General features: G+C 41.9%; 16 protein-coding genes. 7 read left to right on the top strand and 9 right to left on the bottom strand.

Annotated features, from left to right (window positions below):
* Positions 1-88 precede the first annotated feature (88 nt).
* Both PNC201_RS19255 and PNC201_RS19250 read right to left on the bottom strand, forming a co-directional pair.
* Entirely contained in the window at positions 89-3,271 is a 3,183-nt protein-coding gene (locus PNC201_RS19255; RefSeq protein WP_102058066.1) for an efflux RND transporter permease subunit, read from the bottom strand.
* A 2-nt stretch (positions 3,272-3,273) separates the two neighbouring features.
* On the bottom strand, positions 3,274-4,449 hold the full coding sequence (locus PNC201_RS19250) for an efflux RND transporter periplasmic adaptor subunit (protein ID WP_102058065.1): 1,176 nt from the start codon (positions 4,447-4,449) through the stop codon (positions 3,274-3,276).
* Positions 4,450-4,652: 203 nt separating this feature from the next.
* On the opposite strand from PNC201_RS19250, the gene PNC201_RS19245 reads away from it, so the two are divergent.
* On the top strand, positions 4,653-5,576 hold the full coding sequence (locus PNC201_RS19245; RefSeq protein WP_102058064.1) for a GGDEF domain-containing protein: 924 nt from the start codon (positions 4,653-4,655) through the stop codon (positions 5,574-5,576).
* Positions 5,577-5,682: 106 nt separating this feature from the next.
* Positions 5,683-7,389 (top strand): alkaline phosphatase D family protein, encoded by a 1,707-nt coding sequence (locus PNC201_RS19240; RefSeq protein WP_102058063.1) that lies wholly within the window; start codon positions 5,683-5,685, stop codon positions 7,387-7,389.
* 62 nt (positions 7,390-7,451) lie between these two features.
* On the opposite strand, the gene PNC201_RS19235 is transcribed toward PNC201_RS19240, so the two are convergent.
* The 4 genes from PNC201_RS19235 to PNC201_RS19220 form a co-directional block, all read right to left on the bottom strand.
* Positions 7,452-8,396: a hypothetical protein gene (locus PNC201_RS19235; protein WP_102058062.1), complete on the bottom strand. Its 945-nt coding sequence runs from the start codon at positions 8,394-8,396 to the stop codon at positions 7,452-7,454.
* A gap of 343 nt (positions 8,397-8,739) precedes the next feature.
* Complete coding sequence (locus PNC201_RS19230) at positions 8,740-10,635, bottom strand: alpha/beta hydrolase family protein (protein WP_102058061.1); 1,896 nt, start codon at positions 10,633-10,635, stop codon at positions 8,740-8,742.
* Positions 10,636-10,856: 221 nt separating this feature from the next.
* Positions 10,857-11,966, bottom strand: a complete 1,110-nt coding sequence (locus tag PNC201_RS19225; RefSeq protein ID WP_102058060.1) for an alkene reductase — start codon at positions 11,964-11,966, stop codon at positions 10,857-10,859.
* Between the two features lie 102 nt (positions 11,967-12,068).
* Positions 12,069-12,956: a LysR substrate-binding domain-containing protein gene (locus PNC201_RS19220; RefSeq protein WP_102058059.1), complete on the bottom strand. Its 888-nt coding sequence runs from the start codon at positions 12,954-12,956 to the stop codon at positions 12,069-12,071.
* A gap of 114 nt (positions 12,957-13,070) precedes the next feature.
* Between PNC201_RS19220 and PNC201_RS19215 the strand changes: the two genes are divergently transcribed.
* Positions 13,071-14,255 (top strand): MFS transporter, encoded by a 1,185-nt coding sequence (locus tag PNC201_RS19215; protein ID WP_102058612.1) that lies wholly within the window; start codon positions 13,071-13,073, stop codon positions 14,253-14,255.
* Between the two features lie 386 nt (positions 14,256-14,641).
* Here the strand turns inward: PNC201_RS19215 and PNC201_RS19210 are convergent, their stop codons facing one another.
* Complete coding sequence (locus PNC201_RS19210; protein WP_102058058.1) at positions 14,642-16,990, bottom strand: hypothetical protein; 2,349 nt, start codon at positions 16,988-16,990, stop codon at positions 14,642-14,644.
* Positions 16,991-17,079: 89 nt separating this feature from the next.
* Positions 17,080-18,303, bottom strand: coding sequence for an alpha-xenorhabdolysin family binary toxin subunit A (locus tag PNC201_RS19205; RefSeq protein ID WP_102058057.1), 1,224 nt, complete (start codon positions 18,301-18,303; stop codon positions 17,080-17,082).
* 758 nt (positions 18,304-19,061) lie between these two features.
* Here PNC201_RS19205 and PNC201_RS19200 point away from each other — a divergent pair.
* The 4 genes from PNC201_RS19200 (at position 19,062) to PNC201_RS19180 (ending at position 23,951) form a co-directional block, all read left to right on the top strand.
* Positions 19,062-19,949, top strand: a complete 888-nt coding sequence (locus tag PNC201_RS19200) for a LysR family transcriptional regulator (RefSeq protein WP_102058056.1) — start codon at positions 19,062-19,064, stop codon at positions 19,947-19,949.
* A gap of 126 nt (positions 19,950-20,075) precedes the next feature.
* Positions 20,076-21,062 (top strand): substrate-binding domain-containing protein, encoded by a 987-nt coding sequence (locus PNC201_RS19195; protein WP_102058055.1) that lies wholly within the window; start codon positions 20,076-20,078, stop codon positions 21,060-21,062.
* A 253-nt stretch (positions 21,063-21,315) separates the two neighbouring features.
* Positions 21,316-22,548, top strand: coding sequence for a DUF642 domain-containing protein (locus tag PNC201_RS19190; RefSeq protein WP_102058054.1), 1,233 nt, complete (start codon positions 21,316-21,318; stop codon positions 22,546-22,548).
* Positions 22,549-22,742: 194 nt separating this feature from the next.
* Positions 22,743-23,951 (top strand): tyrosine-type recombinase/integrase, encoded by a 1,209-nt coding sequence (locus tag PNC201_RS19180; protein WP_102058052.1) that lies wholly within the window; start codon positions 22,743-22,745, stop codon positions 23,949-23,951.
* 310 nt (positions 23,952-24,261) lie between these two features.
* On the opposite strand, the gene PNC201_RS19175 is transcribed toward PNC201_RS19180, so the two are convergent.
* A complete protein-coding gene (locus tag PNC201_RS19175) occupies positions 24,262-24,462 on the bottom strand; it encodes a hypothetical protein (RefSeq protein ID WP_102058051.1) in 201 nt (66 codons plus the stop codon).
* Positions 24,463-24,981: the final 519 nt, after the last annotated feature.

Genomic DNA, 24,981 nt, shown 5'->3' with positions numbered 1-24,981 from the left:
ATGAAGTTAAGGTGAATAGTGCGGTTACAAGGCAATAAAAAGCAGCATAAAAAAGGCCCAATGGGCCTTTAAACATGATTACAAGTTATTAATCCTTTACTGGAATGGTATTGGGGGCACTCTGCGCTTCACGTATTCTTGGCATGTATAATCGCTTCGTCATCGCCATAAAGAAAATAGGCGTAAACAATAGACCAAATAAGGTAACCCCTATCATTCCTGAGAATACTGCAATCCCCATGGTTTCGCGCATTTCAGCACCCGCACCAGTTGCAAGTACCAGAGGTACAACCCCTGCAGTAAAGGCAATCGACGTCATCAGAATAGGACGTAAACGTAGTTTACATGCCTCAATAATTGACTCCAAATTAGTTTTGCCTTGCTCATACTCTTCTTTGGCAAATTCCACCATTAGGATTGCGTTTTTACACGCTAAAGCAACCAAAACGATAAGAGCAATTTGGGTAAAGATATTATTATCGCCGCCAGTTAGCCACACCCCTACCAATGCTGACAGTATGGTCATTGGCACAATGAGGATGATTGCAAATGGTAGCTTTAGGCTTTCGTATTGCGATGCCAAAACCATAAACACCAAGAGTACAACCAGTGGGAAGATATACACCATCACGTTACCCGCGAGGATCTGCTGATAGGTGACTTCAGTCCACTCAAATGCCATGCCTTCGCTAAGCGTTTCGTTTAGCACCGCTTCGATTGCCATTTGCGCTTGATCCGAAGAGTAGCCGGGCGCAGGGCTGCCATTTAACTCGGCGGTAGGATACCCGTTATAGTGCATAACACGATCAGGCCCCGTTGTCGGCGTGACTTTGAGTACCGCGCCAAGTGGCACCATTTGACCGTAGTTGTTTCTTACTTTGTAAGACAGAATCTGTGCAGGATCTGAGCGAAAGTTCGCGTCAGCCTGAGCGGTAACCTGATAAGTGCGACCAAATAAGTTAAAGTCATTGACGTACATTGAACCTAAATAGATCTGTAATGCATTAAACACTTCCTCGAGCGGTACGCCTTGTACCATTGCTTGCTCACGGTCGATATCAATGTCCATTTGTGGTACTTGGATCCTAAAGCTTGAGTACAGTCCCATTAGCTCCGGTTGCTGCTGTGCTTTTGCGATCACTGCTTGTAAGTCAGAGAATAGCTTCTCAAAGCCAAGGTTTGCTCTATCTTCAATTTGCAGTTTAAATCCACCTGTGGTGCCTAACCCTTGTATTGGTGGCGGTGGGAAAACCGCGACAAACGCTTCATCTATGATGGCAAACTTCTGATTAAGCTGCGCAGCGATTGAAGACGCATACAACTCTGGCGATGTGCGATTTTCAAATTTATCTAGGGCAACAAATACAATCCCGCTATTTGGGCTGTTTGTAAAACCATTTACTGAAAGCCCAGGGAAAGACACGGAATGTAAAACGCCTGGAGTCTGTAATGCAATTTGTTCCATCTCACGTACAACGGCTTCTGTTCTATCCAAACTCGCAGCGTCTGGCAGTTGGGCAATCGCAACAAGATACTGTTTGTCCTGTTGTGGAATAAAGCCACCAGGGATGGTGCTAAACAACTTAGTAGTAGCAAAAATTAACCCTAAATAAACCACCAACACAATGGTGCTCAGTCTAATAAGTTTTTTTACTAGTCCAACATAGCCGTGAGCTGCCTTATCAAAAAAGCGATTAAACGGTTTGAATAGCCACTGACCAAACAATTTATCTAACACCACTGTGAGTTTGTCTGGTTTAGCACCGTGCGGCTTTAATAGTAGTGCAGCTAGCGCTGGTGATAATGTTAATGAGTTAAATGCCGAGATCAGCGTCGAAATTGTGATCGTGAGGGCAAACTGTTTGTAAAACTGGCCTGACAAGCCGGTAATAAAAGCAGTTGGAATAAACACCGCACAAAGCACCAATGCAATCGCTATAATAGGGCCTGTCACCTCTGACATCGCTTGTTTAGTGGCCTCGAAGGGCGCAAGGCCGTTTTCAATATTACGCTCAACGTTTTCAACCACGACAATGGCATCATCAACCACGATACCGATTGCTAGTACCAAACCAAACAACGACAAAGTATTGATAGAAACACCAAGCCACTGCATTGCAGCAAAGGTACCAACTAACGATACAGGCACCGCTACCAGCGGAATAATCGAAGCGCGCCATGTTTGCAAGAATAAGATAACGACTAATACCACAAGTACGATGGCTTCTAATAATGTTGAAATTACCGCATCGATTGAGCCACGAACAAAAATTGTCGGATCATAAACAATATCGTACTCAACCCCTTCAGGAAAACGTGTCGATAACTCTTTCATGGTTTCACGCACCTGATCCGACAGCTCTATCGCATTAGAACCAGGACGCTGGAAAATCGGCATTGCCACCGCTTCGTTTCCATCTAGCAAAGCCCTTAACGCGTAGTTATCTTGTCCAAGCTCAACTCGGCCAATGTCTTTGAGTCTAGTGATCGCGCCATCGCTCGATACGCTAACAATAATATTGTCAAATTCACTGGTATCTACCAAACGCCCTTTAACGTTTAACAGAATTTGGAATTGATTTTCATTCGTTGTGGGTTGAGCACCCAAAGAGCCAGCTGCTACTTGGCGGTTTTGTTGTTGGATTGCTCGAACCACATCGCTTGCGGTTAAGTTTCTTTCAGCCAATTGCTCGGGGTTTAGCCATATCCGCAAGGCGTATTTACCGCCGCCGAATAGCTTCACATCACCAACTCCCGGCAAGCGCGCTATCTGATCTTTGACATAAATATCGGCGTAGTTAGAGAGGTAGCTTGTATCATGCGAGCCGCTTGGCGATACCAAGTGCACCACCATAGTGAGATCTGGTGACGCCTTCTCAGCAACAACCCCTAAACGTTGTACTTCTTGCGGTAATCTTGGAATAGCGCTATTTACACGGTTTTGTACTTGAACTTGGGCGCGGTCCAAGTCAGTACCAAGTGCAAAAGTCACGGTAAGCGTTAAACGACCATCACTGGTTGCTTGAGAAAACATATACAGCATGTTCTCAACACCATTGATCTCTTGCTCAAGTGGCGTTGCAACGGTTTCAGCAATGACTTTTGGGTTTGCACCGGGGTAAGTTGCAGATACCACAACCGTCGGCGGTACCACCTCTGGATACTCACTAACGGGAAGCTGAAAAAGGGAAATGGCTCCTGCGATTAATATCACAAGCGACATCATCGCCGCAAAAATAGGCCGTTTAATGAAAAAATGGGAAAATTTCATTATTAGTTTAATCCTTGTGAAGAATCGTTTGGCGTCATCGCAACCACTTCTGCGGCGATGTTATCTGGCAAGGTAAGCGTCACTGAGTTTGGGCTTATCGGCATGCCAGGGCCTACACGCGCTGGGCCATTCACCGCGATACGCTCTCCTGCGGCTAAACCCGATTCAACTGCACGAAATTCGCCATAGCGATTACCGAGTGTGATCAGACGATATTCAAGTGTATTCGCGTCGTTGACGACAAGAACAAAGCGATTTTTAAGATCCGTACCCACTGCGCGGTCTGGAATTAATACTCGATCGTTTTGCTCACCGGATGAAAGACTCACTCGCGCAAACGAGCCAGGTCGTAATTGTCCACTATGGTTATCAAAAGAAGCGCGTACTTTTAGGGTTCCGGAGTGGTCATCGATGGCGTTGTCAATAAAGTCTAGCTCACCCATGACTGGCTGTGACTCACGGCCCAATAACTGTAATTTCACAGGAAGCGGCTCACCTTCCGTCACTGATGCAAACTGGCTATTCCAAGTTCGCTCGTCGATATCAAAATACGCATACATCTTATCGGTTGCGACTATCGTAGTAAGCAAGGTGTCGTTTGCTCTAATGGTGTTACCTTGAGTGACCTCAGCAAATGAAATTTTGCCGCTGATTGGTGCTGTGATCTTGCTAAACTCTAAGTTTAGTTGAGCTGCTTTAAATGAAGCGCGAAGCGCATCTAGTTCGGCTTCACGCTGTGCGGTAAGCGAAACACGGGCATCGACTTCTTCGGTTGAAATCGCTTTTTGCTTGCTTAATCGAAGCGCACGCGCTGACTCACTTTTTGCTTGCGAAAGGGCCGCTTCGGCACGTTTCACTTGTGCGGCAAGACTGGCAACCTCAGCCAAGAAAGTTCTATCGTCCAGCTCAAATAAAACATCGCCTTGGTGCACCGTATCTCCTTCTTTGAAGTTTACCGAGCCGATAACTCCTGTGACCCGAGCGCGAAGTGCGACTTCGTTTGGAGAAGAAAGGCGTGTTGTATAGGTGTGCCAATCAGCAATGCTAATTTGCGGTGTTGGTGCTACATCAATTGGTTGAAGAGGCGGAGTTTGACTGCTTGCCTGCTCAGCTTCGCCACATGCACTTAGCAATAGCAAAGCAGAAATAATCGTTGCGAGTTGCGTTGGTTTTAACATAGTTCCTCCTTTGTGTATGGAGGTAACTATACGTTTCATTTGTTGCATTAAACATAAGTGAAATGGAATATGATTGGTGCTAAATTAGAATCAATTGATGTAGATAACGAAATCAAAATGTCTTTTTTGTGTGATTTGCGCGAGATCTAAGATAAATCTTCCCGATTGATTTAAAATAACAAAAAGCCTAACGGAATTAAATTATGTCTAACGCTAACCATTTACAATCCCTACTGAGTGAAGTGCTCAATAAAAGTGACGATGCAGTTGCTATTGTTAGCAACAAGTCGGTTCTTGAATTTTGCAATAAAGCAATGGCGAAGCTAATTGGACAACCCTCGTCTCACATAACAGGACGCACACTGAGTAATATCTTCGACCCACAAACAGACGATACGTTTGATGATAGAATCGACGGGGATGAACTCACGGAATGGTTTTTAGGCTTAAGCAACGGGCGTGAATTAGACTATCCAGAAATTGAAATTGATACCTTAAGTGGTGAGTTCTTCAGATTACGATGTTTTTCGCTGCAGAATGATGCCTTCGTTATCTACGGAGATAACATTACCACAACAAAAGCGATGCATAGCGAACTCGATCACTTACGTAAAGAGCTCGATTTTATTACTAAAACTGACCCATTAACGGGCGTCGCCAGTCGTAGGCAGTTAAGCGATAAAGTTGACAGTCAAATTAGGTTATATGAACGTTACAGAACACCATTTAGTGTGATACTGACCGACCTCGATAATTTCCGTGCAATTAACGAGCAATTTGGCCATGAAGCGGGAGACCTAGTGCTGGTTCACGTGAGCTCGCGACTCTCTGACATGTTACGAGACACGGATTTAATAGCTCGGCTAGGTGGAGAGGAATTTGCTCTGGTACTCCCTAATACTGGCTTAGAGGGGGCAATCTTAGTCGCCGAGCGGGCACGCATTATGATAGAGCAGGCATCATTTCAAATTGCGGTCGGTGAAGAGGTCGATATTACCAGCTCATTTGGGGTTGCTGAATTTGGCGCAGGTGAGTCTGGCGTTGAAAGCATTATTCGTCGTGCAGATACGATGTTACTAGAGGCCAAAAGCAGTGGCAGAAATCGCGTTGTTCCAAATCCGCACTAATTAAGACCAATCGTTAAATTGTAATAATGCTTAACTAAGCTAGTTCCTTCAAGTAGTAGATAAGTGCGCCCAATATGGCGCATTTTGCAGTTAAGGAACAATAATAATGGCAAGTTTTACCCGTCGAGATTTTATTAAAAGTGCATTAATGGGCGTTGGCGCAGCAACAATTAGCGTTTCGTTAGTTGGCTGCGGCAGTAGTAATAGTAAAGCGGTTGCGAGTAACGATTTTGCTGTCGCATTTAACCATGGTGTCGCAAGTGGCGATCCTTTAGCTGATAGCGTTATATTATGGACGCGAGTCACTCCTGAAGGTACACCTAACAGTGTGGATGTCACTCTACAAGTATCAGAATCAGAAGATTTTGGTGTCTTACTACAAAGCCACCAGCTTGCCGCATTAGCAAAAAACGATTACACCGTTAAAGTAGATCTTAATGGCCTTGTTGCAAATAGCCGCTACTTTTATCGCTTCGTCACTAAGGAAACGCATTCACCCATAGGTAAATGCAAAACCTTGCCCGTCAACGATGTAACTCAGGTAAAACTTGCCGTCATGTCTTGTGCAAATTATCCGGCAGGTTACTTTCATGTTTATGCAGAGGCTGCAAAACGCAGCGATTTAGACGCGGTGTTACACTTAGGTGATTACATATACGAATATGGTATGGGTGGGTACGCCACTGAAAATGCCGACGCCATGGGGCGAGGGCTGGATGCAGATAATGCGAGCGAGATTATTACATTAAATGATTATCGTCGTCGCTATGCAAAATATCGTACGGACCTTGGTCTGCAAGCTCTCCACGCCAGTACGCCATTCATTGCGGTATGGGACGACCATGAAGTATGCAATGACTCATACATGGATGGCGCTGAGAACCATAACGAGGGAGAAGGGGAGTACGCTGCCCGCAAACTTGCTGCGCTGCAAGCCTACTATGAATGGATGCCTGTGCGTCCGATGGTTAAGGACCAACTCGAGAGCCTCTATCGTAAATTTGAATTTGGCGACTTGTTATCACTTTATATGCTAGATACCCGTCACGAGAGCCGCGTTAAAGCACTCGACTATCAAGATTATATTGACCCTACAACAGGACAAGTGGATTTTGCCGGATTTCAGGCGGATCTCACCGCGCCTTCGCAACAGCTTTTAGGCGTAAACCAATTGACTTGGCTCACCGATAATTTGAAAAATTCAACAGCGAAATGGCAAGTTTTAGGGCAACAAGTATTGATGACTAAAATGATGATCCCAGTCGAGCTGCTCATGTCTCTTGCCAACCCTTCCACACAAATGCCGACGCAACTAACTGAGCTTGCTCAAATAAAGGGCAGGCTGCTTGCTGGTGACTCAACATTGTCTGCACAAGAAAAAGCGCGAGTCACGTATACCGTACCATATAATTTGGATGCATGGGACGGCTACCCGATTGAACGTGAAGTAATTTTACAAACAGCAAAAGCGGCCAATAAAAACTTAGTAGTCGTTGCTGGAGATACGCACAACGCCTGGTCAGGTAAGCTCTGCGATGCAAGCGGAGCCGTTTGTGGTCAAGAATATGCGACAGCGTCAGTCAGCTCTCCAGGGCTTGAGTATTACTTGCAATTAGGCGATGAGCAGGCGCTACAATTCGCTGAGGTATTGCAATTACTAGTCGATGACCTTGAATATGCCAATATTCATCAGCGTGGTTATCTAACGCTTAATTTCACAAAAGAGAAGGTAGAAAGTGAGTGGCATTTTGTCAATACAGTCAAGCAAGAGCAGTTTGAAAGCCACAATAAACAACGCGAGCTTTTACTGTAGTTACGGCAAGCTATTCGCGCTACGCTTCATGTACAGCTGCGTAAAAAGTGTGTAAAGGGGCTTTACAGCCCCTTGCATTTAGCTATTTTATCTTGCGAAAGAAGCCGTGTTGCCTTAAACGGCTTCTTTTTACCTCCCTTAACTTTAACCTTTGCAATATCTAAATATTGAAAGTCGCCAGGGGCGTTAAGACGCCATAAATTTTTTGACTGTTCAGAAAAGCAAAACTCTCCCGTATCTCCATGTATCAACAGCAACGGATAACTGAGTTGAGCTGCATACTCTGCAAGTGTCTCTCGATATAATTGATAGCCATCGCACTGAGCTTTCGAGTGTTTATCACAACGTCCTGAATGCTTCTCTTTTTGATATAGGTCGGCTTGTAGAAATATCACCGCGGCTTTATGGTTTGGCGTCAACAAGCTGTCCAACCACTTAATATTCTCTACATCACGACGATGAGATTCTTCGTGCACTACTTTTTTATCGGATAATAAGATTTGTCTGCGACCGTTGTTGGTACCAGGCACATGCAAAGTTAAAAACTGCACATCATCCACTATCCAAGATTGATTTTCTGGTATTGTTGGCTGGCGTTTAAAGGCCGGTAGCTCAGGTGTTTGCACCGCAAAGTGTTTACGGATGAAATCCAATCTCTCTAATTCATCAAACCTAGGGTTCAGGGTTTCACGGTCACAGTCAGTCCAATCATTGTCTCCGGGCGTGAATACAAAAGGTTGACTACTTACATTTGAGATCAGGGCATAATTATCTTTAAGCAGCTGGTCTGTACAGGGCTCAGCACCGGATTTCATATCACCTACGTGCACAATAAAATCATGCTGTATATCATTTACCTTTTCGTGCAGAGCACCATTTGGCATCAACATGCCTCTGTCTATCTCCGTATAGGGCATATCACCAAAGACTAAAAATGACGTTGCCGAGGCCTGAGATACACTGAGCATAGGCATCAACGCCATGGCGAATAATTTAACGAGCTGCACAATAATTCTCCTTTATATTAGCCCCAATCATACATCAACTCTGTGACAGAAGAAGTCGCTCTCTCAATAAAAAACGCCGCTAATTGCGGCGCTTTGCTACTTAACCTGAGCTGCGGATAATTAATGCCTTTCTAGCAGCCAGTTTTAGCGCTAACTTCGTTGAATTCACTTCCAATAGCCAGCTATTGGTGCGTAAATTCGCCTTGCCTACAGGATGTAGGTACCTTAGCGAGAGCAGGACGCGGAAGCGGTGTTTTCCTTAAAACTTGCTGGCTAGACAAGGAAAAAACTAAGTTGTGGCTTAGCAACAATAAGTTGGAACATTCCTTATCCAAACCTCAGGTTACTTAAGATGTTTTTCGAAAAAAGCTAAAAACTCAGTAAGCGTCTTCACTCTATGTGCTTGATAACTCAGATGGTGGTTGCCATCCTCGAGCTCTATATATTTGAACTTCTTGTCATGATCTTCAAGTTCATCTGCCATGTCACGACTATGATTCACAGGCACGACTTTATCGTCATCACCATGAATAAGTAACACGGGACGGTTAATCTGCTTAGCGTAGTTAACAGGAGATTGTGCTTTAAGTTTATCCATATCTTGTCCAAATTGGTCACGAACAAGCTCTTTGTTTGTGAAAAAGCGCGCACGACTGACTATCGATTCTAAGTCTGTAACACCGGCAAAACTTGCTGCACATTGAAACGTTTCAGGATGTTTTACCACAGCCATTAGTGCCGCATAGCCGCCGTAACTTGCACCACCTATACAAATTTTATTTTTGAGTGCATACTTTTCTGCAATCAACCAGTTTGCCGCATCTTGTAAGTCATCTTGCATCTTTCCTCCCCAACCTTGATTTGCTTCATTAAAGAAGTCAAAACCATAACCAAAAGAGCCTCTAAAGTTAGGTTGGAAAACCACAAAGCCTCTGCTTGCCAATAGTTCAGACCAGTAATCAAAGCCAGCGTAGTCGCGAGAGTATGGTCCACCGTGTGGAAAGATGATTGTTGGAGCAGCCGCATCGAATGCTTTAGGTAGGGTTAAGTAACCCTCAATTTCTAGGCCGTCACGCGCTTTAAACGATACCCTTTGTTTGCCCAAATAATTGTCACCGGTAATATCCGGATATAAACGTCCTAACCCTGCCAAAGAGCTGGTTTCTCTGTCACCAATCAGATATGTACCGGAGTCTTGGTCTGAATCGCCGTACGCTATGTATTTTTTATTATCCGTGCTCATACTTATAACAACGGTGTCGTAGTTTGGTAATGCCGCTTTAAGTGAGCGTTGAAGGCGTTTGCGGTCTTCGTCCCAGTAAATTCTCGAGTTATCAAGGTTGGAATGGCTGAAGCCTATGGCTCTGCCGTCGTGCGAATAAATGATACTGCCATCAAAATCATAGTCTGGATCGGAGAAAATAAGCTGAGGTAAAAGCGGGCGTTTAGTAATGTCTGCTTTAAACAGCGCATTTTTACCATTATGAAGTGCGGTGAGGTAAATAATATTTGGGTCTTTATCAAATCCAAGAATATGGATAGCTTCCGGGCCACGAGCCTGAAAGGTATAGAAATCGGTTAAATCCTTCGTCTCATTATCATAGAGCATATAATAGGCCGTGATCCCTTCAAACCCATAACCCATTCTTACATTGCCTTGTTGATCGGCTATCCAGCTAGATATTTTTCTTCTTGCTCGAACAACTTTCTCGCGTCTATCTTTAGCTATATCTAAGATATAAACGCTCGGCTTGTTTGCCATATCAAAGTCAGTTTGAACCAATATCTTGTTTGGTTGTTCTGGCAGTATGCTAATCACGTCATCTTGAAATTGTGCCGAAATTTCATAGCGATAAGCACGGTTGATTTGAACTAATTCATCCGTAGGATTTTTTAAATCAAATTTAAATAAACGAGATGAGGTGTATTTTACACCTCGCTGCACTTTGGTGTAATTCGCACCAAATAAGAGCATGTCATCACTGGCCCAATCGTACCAACCAAGTGCTATCGTTTTATTATCAGTTTGCAGGATATAATTTTTTTTATGCGTTTTTAGGTCATGAACAGTAAGAACAAGGTTTCCTTCATAATTTTGTAAATACGCAACGGCCTTACCACTGGGTGAGAGTGAAACTTTACTCATATTAGGTAGTTGTGCGTAACTCTCTACGGGTAACTGGGCGTTAGCAGAGATGGTGCAGAGCAGTGCAGTGGCAAATAGAATTATATTTTTCATTTTCTGAAGTATAGTGTATTAAGTTCCTTTAATTTGCCAACATTATTATCTATTTTTAGACCAAACTCCAATCTATATACATTTACATGAACTATCATTAGCGGTAATTCGGGAGAAACAAGCACAAAAGTTAGCTACATTGTGCTCACCTTAAAATGGTCATTATTGGGGCTGCGTACGCATTAAATAATTCATACGCAGATTGAAAGCTAACTTTTAGCCTATTTTACGTTAATTGGATTTGAGGCGTGAATTTGATAATCAGTATAACCTTGTTCACCTCCACCAAATAATGTCTCAGACTGATGTTCGTTTAAGTACAAATCATTTGCCAGTCTGTAGGGCAAATCAGGATTAGAGACAAAAGGACGACCAAATCCAATCATATCAACCCAACCTTCATTTAGAGCTTGTTGGGCGCGCCCTTTCGTATACTTTCCGGCATAGATTAATACGCCATTAAATGCCTCTCTAATTGCGTATTTAAAATTCAGAGGCATATCTGGCGCGTCTTCCCAATCCGCTTCTGCGATGTGTACATAGCATACGTTGAGCGCAGTTAGCTGTTTAATTGCCGCGAGGTATGTCTGCTCAGGGTTTTCATCTACTGTACCATTTAAGGTAGTAAGCGGCGCAAGTCTAACACCCACTTTGTCACTGCCAATTTCTTCACTCACCGCCGTCACGACCTCACGCAAAAAGCGAATGCGGTTATCAACAGAGCCACCATAGCCATCAGTCCTTTGATTTGAGTGAGAGTCTAAAAATTGATTAATCAAATAACCATTCGCTGCATGCAGTTCAATTCCATCAAATCCTGCTTGCATCGCGTTACGTGCAGCGTGTCGATATTCGTTAATAACATTATTGATGTCTGCTTGGGTCATTGCTCTAGGTGTTTGAGCTTGAATAAAATCAGGGGAGTCATTTTCATCGATGAAAACTTTCACACCCTGAGCTTGAATTGCTGAAGCTGAAATCGGCTGAAGCCCAGCGGTATTACTTTGGTGCGATACTCGCCCAACATGCCAAAGCTGCGCAAACATAACACCGCCTGCATCATGCACTTGTTTTGTGACTTGTTTCCAGCCAGCAACTTGGGCGTCTGAATAGATCCCCGGTGTCCAAGCATACCCCTTACCGAGTTGCGATATTTGTGTCCCTTCACTAATAATTAAACCAGCCGTTGCACGTTGTGCGTAATAGGTTGCCATCAAACTGTTAGGGGTATCCCCGGGTTGACTTGCCCGCGAGCGGGTCATAGGCGGCATCACTATACGATTGCTCAGTGTTTTACCTGCTAAGTTAATCGACTCAAATAAATCAGCCATTTGGCCTCCTCAATGTTTATTTTCACTATGAGAAGCTTAACGATTTAAAATATTTTCATTAACAGCAATAAATACAAAATATATTTGTAAAAAATGAAAAAACTATAGCGTGAGCCTAGGCGCAATGTAGTCTAGAAATGCCGAAATCCGAGAGGATACACCACTATTTTGATAATACACGGCTTGTACTGCTTCTCTGCGATTTGGCGAAATAATTTGCTCGGTAAAAACTTCAACAAGTCTTCCGGCTTTTATATCTTGCCTCACCATAAAGTTAGATAGCAGTGCAATGCCATGGCCAGCAATACATAATTGCCTCACGGTCTCGCCACTGGATGCGCTAATAGAAAACTTGAGCTGTTGCGGATTTTGTAAAGGCCAGACGTTGAGATGTGGGGCATCGGTAAAACCTATCAAGTTATGATGTGGAAGATCAATCAGTGGTTCATTACCTACAAATTTACTTAAATAGTCAGGGCTTGCTACAAGATGAAGTTTACTGCGACCTAACAAACGAGCATGAAGATTAGAGTCAGCCAAGTCACCAATTCGTATTGCGATATCGGTTTTATGCTCCAGCAAATCGATGATGCTGTCATGACTTGTTATTTCCAAAGTAATATCGGGAAAGGCCTCATTAAAACCTTTTAATATAGGCGTAAGCTGGTGAAAAACGAAAGGACTTGCAGCATCCACTCTTAATTTACCAGCTGGCGAAAATCGTAACAGCTTTAACGCCTCTTCACCTTGCTCAATGGTATTGAGTGCCTGCCGCGCATAGCGTAAAAATAGCTCTCCTTCTTCGGTTAGCTCTATCCGTCGAGTCGTTCGATTGAATAGGGTTACACGCAGGGACTTTTCCAGTCGAGTTACTGCTCTTGAGACCTTTGCAACTTGTTCGTCCATCAGATTTGCTGCAGCGGAAAAACTCCCAGTATCGACAACACAGATAAAAGCTTCTAGATCTTCGGTTTTTGAGCTAACGGTCATGTGTATTCCTTTTCATTTTCTACAAAAGTATTTTGTCATTTTCGCTATTTTTTGCAAATAAAAAAGCTTTCACACTACACCAACTTATTGCTTATCATGTTAAAAGGGTTATTTATGCCGCTTGCATTACTGGCGCTGACATTAAGCGCATTTGCCATTGGTACCACCGAATTTGTCATTGTTGGTTTAGTACCGACCATTGCTTCCGATTTATCAGTTTCGCTGCCAAGTGCAGGTTTACTGGTGAGTTTATATGCCATTGGCGTTGCTGTTGGTGCGCCCGTTTTAACCGCACTGACAGGGCGATGGAATAGGAAATCTGTATTACTTAGTTTGATGGCACTATTTGTTTTTGGCAATCTGCTTGCGTGGCAAGCGCCAAGTTATGAAAGCCTCATTTTAGCGAGGATCATGACAGGACTCGCTCATGGTGTGTTCTTCTCGATTGGCTCTACGATTGCAACTAGCTTGGTCTCAAAAGACAAAGAGGCAAGTGCCATCGCCATTATGTTCACGGGACTGACCGTTGCGCTCGTAACAGGTGTCCCCTTGGGTACTTGGATTGGCCAACAGTTTGGCTGGCGAGCCACTTTTCTAGTAGTTTCTGCTTTAGGTGTTATCGCTCTCTTGGGAAGTGCATTATTAATTCCAAAGAACCTAAAGCAAAGCGCATCTGCCAGTCTATCTGAGCAGGCAAAAGTATTATTGCAACCCAGATTACTGCTCGTCTATCTTATGACCATACTCGGCTACGGTGGAACCTTTACAGCATTCACCTATCTTGCGCCAATTTTACAACAGGAAGCTGGTTTTAACGCCGCTACAGTCAGTATTATTATGCTGGTTTATGGTGTATCTGTTGCAGTTGGCAATATCTATGGCGGCAAATTAGCAGATAAAAAAGGGCCGATAAGCGCTCTGACCATCATCTTCGCGTTACTCTCGGTCATTTTGGCTGTGTTGACATTTACCATGCAGTCGAAAATCGGCGTGGTGATCACAGTACTAGTGTGGGGAGCATTTGCTTTTGGAAATGTACCTGGTCTTCAGGTCTATGTTGTACAGCTAGCCGAAAAGTTTAGTCCAAAAACGGTGGATGTCGCATCGGGGTTGAATATCGCTGCCTTCAACGTTGGAATTGCGCTCGGTTCTGTCTTAGGTGGCCAAATTGTTGAAAATATGTCGCTGCAGGACACCGCTTGGGTAGGGGCACTTATCAGCGCTGCAGCCTTATTAGCAACCCGTTTTAGTGGCTATCTAGATAACAGATCTTTATTGAAGGCTCAAGTTGTAGAGTAGGTGGCGGCTCATCCGGAGGAATTTTGCTAAAAGATCGCCACGTGAAGTGGCTCCTACGAAAAAAGCAATCTGGTTTAGCAAATATTCAAGCCACACAAAAATAGGAGCAGGTTAATCCTACGAGCTTTTGTTAAAGATCGCCACCTGAAGTGGCTCCTACGAAAGGCAATCTTATTTAGCAAATATTCAAGCCTCACCAGAGTAGGAGCAGGTTAATCCTGCGAGCTTTTGTTAAAAGATCGCCACGTGAAGTGGCTCCTACGAAAGGCAATCTTGTTTAGCAAATATTCAAGCCACACTAAAATAGGAGCAGGTTAATCCTGCGAGCTTTTATTAAAGATCGCCACCTGAAGTGGCTCCTACTAAGCTAAAGTGCAAGTGCTACACTATTGTTTGGGGATCGCATTTCCTTTAAACGACACTTTGATATTCGTCACTTTACTTAAGTCATAAAGCTGTGGATTTTTCAGCTTAATTGACCAAGTGGTAAACGGAGTTGGTTTAAAGTAATTAATCGCATAATCGTTTGCGATTGCACCACTGGTGATTGGATCTATGCGCGTCGTTTCACTATCTAACAGCTCGTAACTTACCAATCGGTATAACGACCCTGCACTAAATTGATAGGATTGCCCTTTAAACCTATCTTGATATGAACCACTAGATCTTACTTCGATATCATAGCGCTGGTTCTCATTTAACCCCGAACCTTCTAGTACAACATTGACCTCGTCTAATCTAACTCGATCAAACTGGGAAAAATCAATATCTTCCAACGACAGCGTAAAACTCATTTCACCATCTTGCGCAAAATCCAGCAATTGCTGCGGCGCATCTAACTCTTCTATGGTGAGCATAAAATCTTGAGGTCGAGGGTTAAAACGCAATAATGACGCGGCCTCTTGTTCACGTAGTAAAGCTAAGTCGTGACGGTATTCTTGATAACTTTGATTAAGGCTTGGTGTCACTATGGTGTCATCAAGAGACCAGTAGCTAAATGCCGCCTGATAGTTTGTTAGTGCAACAAATATCGGCCGTTTTAGATTATTCAAAGTCCGGAATAGCTGTTCCTCCATGTCCTGAATTTCATCTAGACTGTTTTGATTATTTTGTAAAAATGCATCTATACGATTGATCTGTTTAAGTTTTGCATCAGCGGTGATGCGCAAATCTATCTGTCTAGATTGCTCCTGGGCAATATCAATCTCTACAGCAACTATTGCCTTACCATGATTAATCAACTTTTCGATAGCAACAAGGTAGTCACTTGCACCATCAATGTCTTCATCTATGGCCTTTTTCATTTGTGCCTTAGCAGTTATTAAAAATTCGTCCCAAATTCGATTTGCCTCTTCTTTGGTCGGAATGAGTGAATTAAGGCGATTGAACTCTTGTGCAAGCTCACTACTAGAAAACGGATCAGCGGTTTTTTGTGATAACACGTTTAACTGGCCGCTAACCGTTTGTACTTTATCCATTAATGACGCGATATCATCAATTTTGGTTTTTAACTCATTGATCTCTTGGATTGTGGCGGGCAAGCTCGCAACTAAGTCTTTCAAGCCACTGGTATCTCCCCCCGCAGCGCCCGCAAATGCAGTGCCCGCACTAATTACGGTTTCAAGTACTTTAAGCCCAATTTCAGTGATTTTATCTAGTTTGTAGTCCAAAATTCCTTGTTGAAACTCGACCCCTGAATAGAAGACATTATTTTCTTGTCCGCTGAATGATGCTTTTTGTTGATCAAGTGTTTTTACCAAGCTCGTCAGTTGCTCTACAGAGCGAGAGATAATTCGTTGCTCAGCAGATGCAACGTCGAATAGGTTATCCTGCATCAAAGTGAGATCTTGGCGCTTGTTTTCTAAACTTCGGCCTTGTTTCTGAAAATTATCGTAGCTATCCTGATATGCTTCCATCGCGTCAATATATGCTTTAATCGTTAACTCATAAAAGTCGCGGGATAGGCTAGGCACATAGTTTTTGTTAAGTGTTGCGTACGACAAAAACTGTTTAAAGTTAGCAAGCTGCAAGTAAAAATTCTTTGCTTGAACGGAAGATTCTCTAACATCATGAGCTGCGTTTAAAATAACTTCAGGCCAGCTCAACATCTCAATACTTAACGCTGGATTTTGATCATAGATAGAAGCCGCCATATCGAATGACTTTTCAAATGCATCTAAAAAGTACTCTTTATGCACAGAGATGAGCGACGTTAACGCTGGCGAAATAGGCGTTGCGAACTTATTGCCTTGTATAACTTGATATAGCGTACCAAATGAGTCTGGAGCAATACTAAAGCGTTCAATTTCACCATCGCTTGGCGAATGAGCTGTGATTATATTGATATTAGCCTCAACTTTATCAGCCATAAATACCAATGTTGATGCTTGAGCATTTTGGGTATCTAAATTGATACTCACCGTACCATTACCCATTATTTTACGTGCGACGATAAAAATTCGTTTGTTTGGCGCATCGAAAATCATGTTTCGGTCGATTTCTACCGTGTCAGCAGCAATGACGATAGTATTATGATCTCTTGCACTAGTAAGCACGTCATTCAAATTGACATGTAAGGCCGAGACCAAATAATTTTGTGTGTCTATCTGTTGTTGATTTGAAGTCGTAACGCTCGGTAGGTTTTGACTTAGCTCAAGATTATATAGCTCATTCCAAGTCGCAGCTTGGCTCGAAAAAGCGCAGCCAATCAACAGGCTGAGTAAAGTTGGTTTCATAGTAACTCCTTATGTACCTGAGCATATTTAGCTCAGGTACGGTGATATATTCCTTATAGCAATAAGGAAGGAATGCATGTTGTATTTGATTACTGCTCAGAGATAGGTAGATAAGCATTTTGCAAAAATGCTCTCGCTTTGTCTGAAATGTCTTTCCACGAGTTTGTTGCGCTGCTAGCAAGCGGAGATGAAACAATACCAGCTACCACAACATTAGCATTTCGAAGTGCATTTTCACTGTCTAGTTGCTCTAAGACTTCTTTAAGTGACCGCATATCTCCTAGTAGAGACTGCCAATGCACTTGCACTAAGCGCACATTATCGATTGCTTTGAGGATCTTATCATTCATGCCATCTACTTGACCTTTTGCAATCTCGTAAGATGCGGCCAGGCTCACTGAATGTGCTAGGTCTTTGTTTGAACTATCAATTTTTGCTTGAACCTTATCTATTTCGTCTTTGAGCTCTTCGACTTGGCTGCCAAGTACTGAACCGCCGATTAACAACACTAAAGGTCCTCCAGCAGAGAGGCCTGCAACTATCTTCAACTTAGTGTCTTTTTCGTTGTTAAGACTGTTTAGGCGATTTTGCAAGGTACTAATTTTTTCGCGAATATTCGCAGGCTGATCTTTATTCAAGATATCAGCAAATGTACTCTCAAGCGTTTCCAATTCCCCTGTATGCGTAGTCAATCCCCCCTGAAAACTAATAAGTTCATTCACCACTTCTTCTGTTTTATTCAGGTTTGAGTCAATAAAACTCATAAAAGTATTGAGAAATGAAATTGCGGCTTGGCGACTCTGCTCAGCAGCTTGCATATCCCCCGTAAGTGAAGCGTTATGTAAGTTGGTTAATTGGCTGATAAACGGGTTAATTAACAGTGCATGAGTGTCTGAGTAGTTAGCAAGTTTTGTCGCTAAATCAATAACGCTAGGGTAGATATTGTGATTCCAGTTTTGACCAGATGCGTTGATTTCTCCAAACGTTTCCATTAACGCTTTATAGTGTTTATTCAAAGGCGTGTTGTCAGGGTAGCGCGTTGAACTTCTAAATGCAGACTCGTTGTTTGGTAACCCAACAGCAGCTTGAGCGAACACTTGAATTGTGTGCCATTGCTCCTGTGTTAATAGAAAATCATCTGAACCAACATCTACAAACAAAGGTGCACCTTCAATATCACCTTGAAGTGTATCGTACATAATTGGTGAGATTTCTGGGACGTCGGTATTCGCAGTTGCGAGCTGACTAAGCCCAAATAATTGGAGTGACGTTACGATAGCAATTGCGCTTTTCTTTAACTTAATTGATTTCATCTTTCATATTCCTTAATCAATCGGTGTTCTAACTGTTAAGTTGCACTAGACCTATTCTGGTTTAAAAGGTGCAACTGAAGATAAAAGTGCATGTAGTTAAAATGTTAACCAAATGTACTTTTAATATTATTTATATAGGGACAATGAGAATGGAAGAACTTCTACACTTTCTAACAAATTGAGGAAATTAGTTGCATTTTCAATAACACCAAACAGCATGGTATACAATCTACAAAACAACAAATTAAGTAAATGAAAGTTAACAAAAACGAGCTATAACCTGGCCATCCATAGCTATAGATGTAGGGAGTTTTGTTACAAACAGATAGTTAACAGCTTATTTTTATAGCCACTTTCGCTCAAAATTCAACCTTAATTAAACTGTTTCATAAAATCGAACTCAATGTTTCTGCCGCTATAAATGACACGCGTGTTCTTTGTTGAAGAAATAAATTCAATCTATTGACAGCTATCTGATCTTGGCCAGAAAAATCAAAGTAACTACCCGTTAGTACAGCCACTTTAAGTTATATAAATGACTTAAAAATTCAAACAAGGTTAAACCTAAAACGATTAAGGAAATTATCAATAACCACTTTTAGCTAGGCAGGGGAAATAACACTGAATTTGGTATAGACCAAAACACATATTTCATTTATAACTGTTAAAAATAAATGTTTAATTTATGTAATATTTATGTAATTTTATTTGAGTGCGGCGGTCTTTATCTTATAAAGTAATGTGAAAAGAGAAGTTAAATGAACAAACTAAGAAGAATGATGATATTTAAGGGGGTGGTAGAGTCAGGATCACTGACCAAAGCCGCGGAGAAGTTATCTTTGTCTAAATCAGTGATCAGCCAACATCTCAAGAAACTAGAAGAAGAGATAGGAACACCACTACTATATAGAAACACACGAAGCCAATCATTGACCAACGTTGGTAAAGACTTCTATGCGTACTGCCTTGAAATCAGCCATTTATCAGAGTTAGCTTGGGAGAAAGCAAGATCTAAGCAATCAGTACTGGCAGGGCAGTTAACAGTGACAACATCCTATGCTTTGATGCAAACCATCGTTGCACCTGCACTATGTAAGCTGATTAAAACGCACCCTAAAATCCGCCTGAATTTAATTAATGAAGATCGCCATCTCAATCTAGTGGAGCGGGGGATAGATCTTGCTGTTAGAGTGGGTAAAAGCACAGATGTGGAGCAATCACAACAATATATTGGTTCATTTAGAGACGTGCTATATAAAGCAAAGGACAGTGAATTTAACGACACAACCGCTCCTTACATTGCAAACTCTTGGGAAAGCAAAGTCACAAATTATGAATTTATACATACAACACAAAATATCGTTAAACAGCTTTCATTCAAAGCACATCACAAAACCAATTCCGTTAGCGATACAATAGGGCTCATTGAAAGCGGTTTGGGTATTGGATTAGTGCCAGAAATCATCGCATTTAATAATCATAACCTGGAGCGAGTAGATCCCGAATTCGAGCTGGAAAAAGTGGAGGTATTTTGCATTCATAAAGGTAGTACTGATGTACCCGCGACGATACGAATTGCGCAAAGTGCTATTAAAAGCTATATGGATGCTCATCAATTTGTATTGAAAAATGCTGCGATGCACTAGTGAGCGCCAGATGGAATGCTGTCCTCATTTGCGTTACTAAAAATCTACGTTATGCTTGCAGTAGTTTAAGAAAATTATTTCACTCTAAACATGAAGTTAAAGGAAAATCTATTCTCCCGTTGTACCTTGGTATTTGGGCTAATATTGTTTGCGATACTGAGCCAAAGTACTCAAGCGGAAATAACCATCGCGGTTGTAGGCAAAACTAAAAATGACACCTTTTATGAACAATCGTATAAAGGGTGTGTAGACTTTGCGAAACAACATCCAAATGTAGAGTGTATCTACGATGGTGCAGACGACTATCAAGATTTTAGAACGCAAAGCCTAATCATTAATGAACTATTGAGTAAAAAGGTAGACGGGTTATTAATATCAACTACCGATTCAAACTATCTCGTGTCACGTTCACTCAAAAAGGCAAAGCAATTGAAGATACCAGTGATCACTTTTGACTCTGACCTTTTAACAGAGCATAAAGATTACCGTCTCGCCTATGTAGGAACCGATAACTTTGCATTTGGTGTTGCACTTGGAGAAGCCGCTAAACCTTATAAAAAGGCCGCGCTTCAATCGTTTTGTATTCAAACAGGTCATCACTCAACACCTAATTTGGATAAAAGGATCAATGGCGTTAGATATGCACTCTCTACACATACAATAGACAACCTTACAAAAACAGAGAATGATCTCAAGCAAGGGTGGCAAGAGTACGAACGATGCCCACTTTACACAATGGGTAAACGCGAAGATGCGATAAGCCAACTATTGACCTTGCTAAGTTATGAAAATCCCCCGATTTTTATTGCTGTCGCTGGCTTCGCTCAATTTCACTCTAATTATATTGAACGCGTATTACCATACAAAGAGAAGATCAAAAATAACAATGCTGTGATCATTTCCGCAGATACAGAAGAGATGCAACTTAAAGCTTTGGAAAAGGGACTTTCAACAATCAATATTGGCCAAAACCCCTTCGAAATGGGCCGAAAAGGAGCGGAATTACTTTACAATACGATAGCTCTTGGCCAGTCACCTTCCAAGGACAACTACTACTTAGACTTTCATTACTGCAACCAAACAAACGCTCTTAGATGTACCGTTAACCATTAGCTTTAATGACCTTGCTATACGAAACCCTAGTCTCGGTCAAAATGACGGATAGGTTTCGACATCTATTTTCCACGCCAAGAAAACAATACTAAAGTACCAATTAAAAAGTCTATTTAAAGACGTAAAACACCATAAAATCTGGTTTTTCGGTTATTCATTGACCGCTGACTCAAAAAATACGACAATGGTAGTATATTAAGTGATGTTATTGTAAACAAAAAATTTACATTAACTCTATTTTATTGGAGTGGCTATGAAACTTAACTTTACAACCTTAGCGTTAATATCAGTTGTTGGTACAGCAAGTGCTGCCGACAATTTAGTCGTTAACGGCTCGTTTGAAACATCAGGCAATATTTCTGGTGATTGGGCGTTATTTGACAACCTCCAAGGTTGGAATAGAGAGGGTGCCAGATTCGAAATTCAAAAGCAAAGCCTTGGTATTATCGTGCCTCAAAACGGCAATCAATACCTAGAGCTTGACTCAACTGCAAATTATACAATCTACCAGAATATCCCAACAACTGCTGGAAAAAAGTATAAAGTGAGTTTTTATTACTCGCCTCGAGTGGTAAACAATAACTCAACTAATCGTGCACGTGCATGGTTTGGTGACAACACACTAGTGACGATGAATGCAACGACCCGAGGCTGGACAAAGTACGAGTATACGGTTGAAGCAACTGGTAGTTCGACACAATTACGCTTTCAGGGGTTAGGCACTTCTGACTCATATGGTGCGTTACTAGACAACGTAGTCGTAACAGAAGAGGAAGACGTTACACCTCCAGAGCCTCCAGTAACTTGTAAAGTAGGCGTGTATGGCATCAATAACTTTGGTGAAGACAGCAATAGCTATGTTTATAAATTCGACATGGTTAATGGTACCTATGCATACGTTGATGGCGTCGCTAATACAGCTTCAAACATTGCTGCGCACAATGGTGCACTTTACTTTATGGAACAAAACGACAGTGCATCTAAAGCTTCATCACTTTGGAAGGTTTCACTAGATAGTGCAGAGCAGACTTTAGCTGCTAGTGCAGTTTCATGGCCATTATACCGTTCAGCAGTAACGCCAGACGGTACTAAATTACTTGCAAGCAGCAAAACTTATCTTTATGAGTTTGACATGCAAACAGGCGCAAAAACAGTACTTGGAAAGCTAAGCTATGCAGGTGACGACTTCTCACACGGTGATATCGCTTATTCAGCAGATACTAACGTGATTTACGTACTAACAGGTAAAGCACTTTACACACTAGATAAAGGCGACATGTCTTTAGATCTCGTTGGCGAGCATGGTGTAAATTGGGCATCGGGTTTAGCAGTAAGCTCAGACGGCACGTTATACGTATCTGGCCGTAACTCAGGTGAAGACGCGAAGATCTACACACTAGATCCAAACACTGCAGAAGCAACCTTTGTAATGGATGGCCCTGAGCACATCAACGACTTAACGTACGTAGCCAACTACTGCGAATAAATTAAGAAACAAGTAGACTGTAGACAAGGCGAGGGGAAACCCTCGCTTTTTTCGTTTTGGCGCCCTTATTGCAAATAAATGACGCGACCCTTTTATTTAACATAATATAAATTATAGGCTTATCTACACAGTATTGCATAATATGTGTAGATGTCACTATAATATGTCCAATACTAACCAATATCGGACTTATCATGATTTTACCATTGGTCGACACCTTAAAGCAGCTTAGGTATCAAATCGCCCATCTTGAAGATGATACGCTTGGGCATGAATATCCAGAGCTGGAAAAATTCTTGGCTCGTCAAGGTAAATCAATACCGGTACATAGCGAACTACAGTTCCTATTTCAGTTTTTGTATGTTTACGGTCGTAAGTCTGAAGCAACTTTTAACCGCTTTCGTAATGAGCTTGAGCGCTTTTATTTATGGTCGTGGCTGGTTGCTGAGAAGTCAGTGTTTGAGCTAAAACGCGAAGACATCGAGGCATATGTGGATTTTGTGGTAGAGCCAGATAACGCATGGACACAAACTTCTGTGCAGTGGCGTTATAAGCAAAACCAAGGTATCCGTCAGGTTAACGAAAATTGGCGACCATTTGTTCTCAAAGAAAACGGCGCTAGCCAGCAAACGTTGGCAGCAATGTTTACCGCGCTCAATGTGTTTTACAAGTTTGCCATTTTAGAAGAAAAATCATTTGCTAACTTTGTTCCAGTGGTTAAGAAAAATAGCCCGTATTTAGTGGTTCAATCGCAAATCAACCTTCCTGATACGCTGAGTGATTTGCAATGGGAATATGTTTTTGGTGTAACACGTGATTTAAGTGAACAGCAGCCGGACCTAGAACGAAATCTTTTCGTATTAGCTTGCTTAAAAGGCTTGTATTTACGCATTTCAGAGCTATCTGACCGCCCTCATTGGTCACCAGTAATGAGCCACTTTTGGCAAGATCAAGATGACTTTTGGTACCTAAGAATTATGGGTAAAGGCAATAAGCTAAGGGATGTAACGCTTAGCGAAGACTTTATCAGTTATTTAAAGCGTTACCGGCAGTACCGGGGGTTAAGCGCCCTACCTCGCGTTGATGAGCCCTACCCAATTGTTCATAAACTAAGGGGCCAAGGCGGTATGAACGTTCGTCAATTACGCCGTATTGTTCAGCAAAGTTTTGACTTAGCAGTGGCTAAACTAAAGGAAGATGGCTTTACAGAAGAGTCAGAGCAACTCGAAGCCGCAACTTCACACTGGCTAAGACATACAGGTGCAACGCATGATGCGCAACACCGCCCGCTAAAACATCTATCTGAAGATTTAGGTCACGCTAAAATCGCAACAACAGATCAAATTTATATTCAAACCAATATTAAAGAGCGTGCCAAATCGGGGTTAAAACGCAAGATATAGATATAAGAAAAGATAAAGCAGGCGCCCAGCTAACTCACTTTTCACCAAAAACAAACTAAAAAATTTTGTTTAAAGGACTAACAACATCATTTGCCCTACTGTAAACGATAACTCATTTACGAAGATAAGATAGTCCACTATTTTTCTGAGAAAAGCATCGGCTACAACACTGAGATGAATCACTACTATGAGTAGGAATATAGGTAAACTTACAACTGTAAGGTCCAGGGATTAGTAAACTTTGGCTACAGATTGGCGCGAATAATGCTCGTTAAGCACGCCAAAATTTATAACTTTCTTATACTAGTTCCTAGTTTGTATACCTATCACAAGCACCTGTGTTGCAGGTACCATCTGTAAGACATGGGCCGCAGCCTGATACTTCGATAGTATGTAAGTCATCGTTATCTTTTGATCGGCCACCGGCGACATTATTTGTCATCTCTGATGGCAACGCTCCAAGATTTTTTGATAAATGTTTGAGTTTCTTTTTATTTAATTTTAAATTCATTTTATTTTCCTTTTTTAATCCATTTTTACGACCAAATCGACCGCAGAAATAACCTAGCAAAATAAAAAACACCAGTCAATTTTTTAATCAAAAAGTACTTTATTCTATCACCATTCAACTACACTATAAATATGCGTTTACTTACCATTATTGAGTCAATAATTTTATTGCGTGTTTTCAAACATACATTCACTAACTGGAAATAAGGAAGATATTAATTAAGTTACAACTTAATAAGGAAAAGTTAAAAATGCGCATGTACTACCAAGTGATATCAGGCGGAATATCGGTAGTGGTGCAACTGAACACTGGGAACAAAACGCGCCGTGCTAAACGGTGAAAACTGACTAGCGTCATACTTCGCCAAAATTTTGTAAACATAGCCAAGGGTGTCGCCCTACATGCATGACTCACCACTTCGAGTAAAAACACCGACCCTTGCCCATTTATTTCAGAGCCAGATTTGTTGTAGATTAAGCAACTACGTCGGTTGCCGTGCTGATATTTGTGAATTATTAA

Source organism: Pseudoalteromonas sp. NC201, from assembly GCF_002850255.1.
Taxonomy (GTDB): domain Bacteria; phylum Pseudomonadota; class Gammaproteobacteria; order Enterobacterales; family Alteromonadaceae; genus Pseudoalteromonas.
This window is presented reverse-complemented; position numbering and strand designations above follow the sequence as displayed.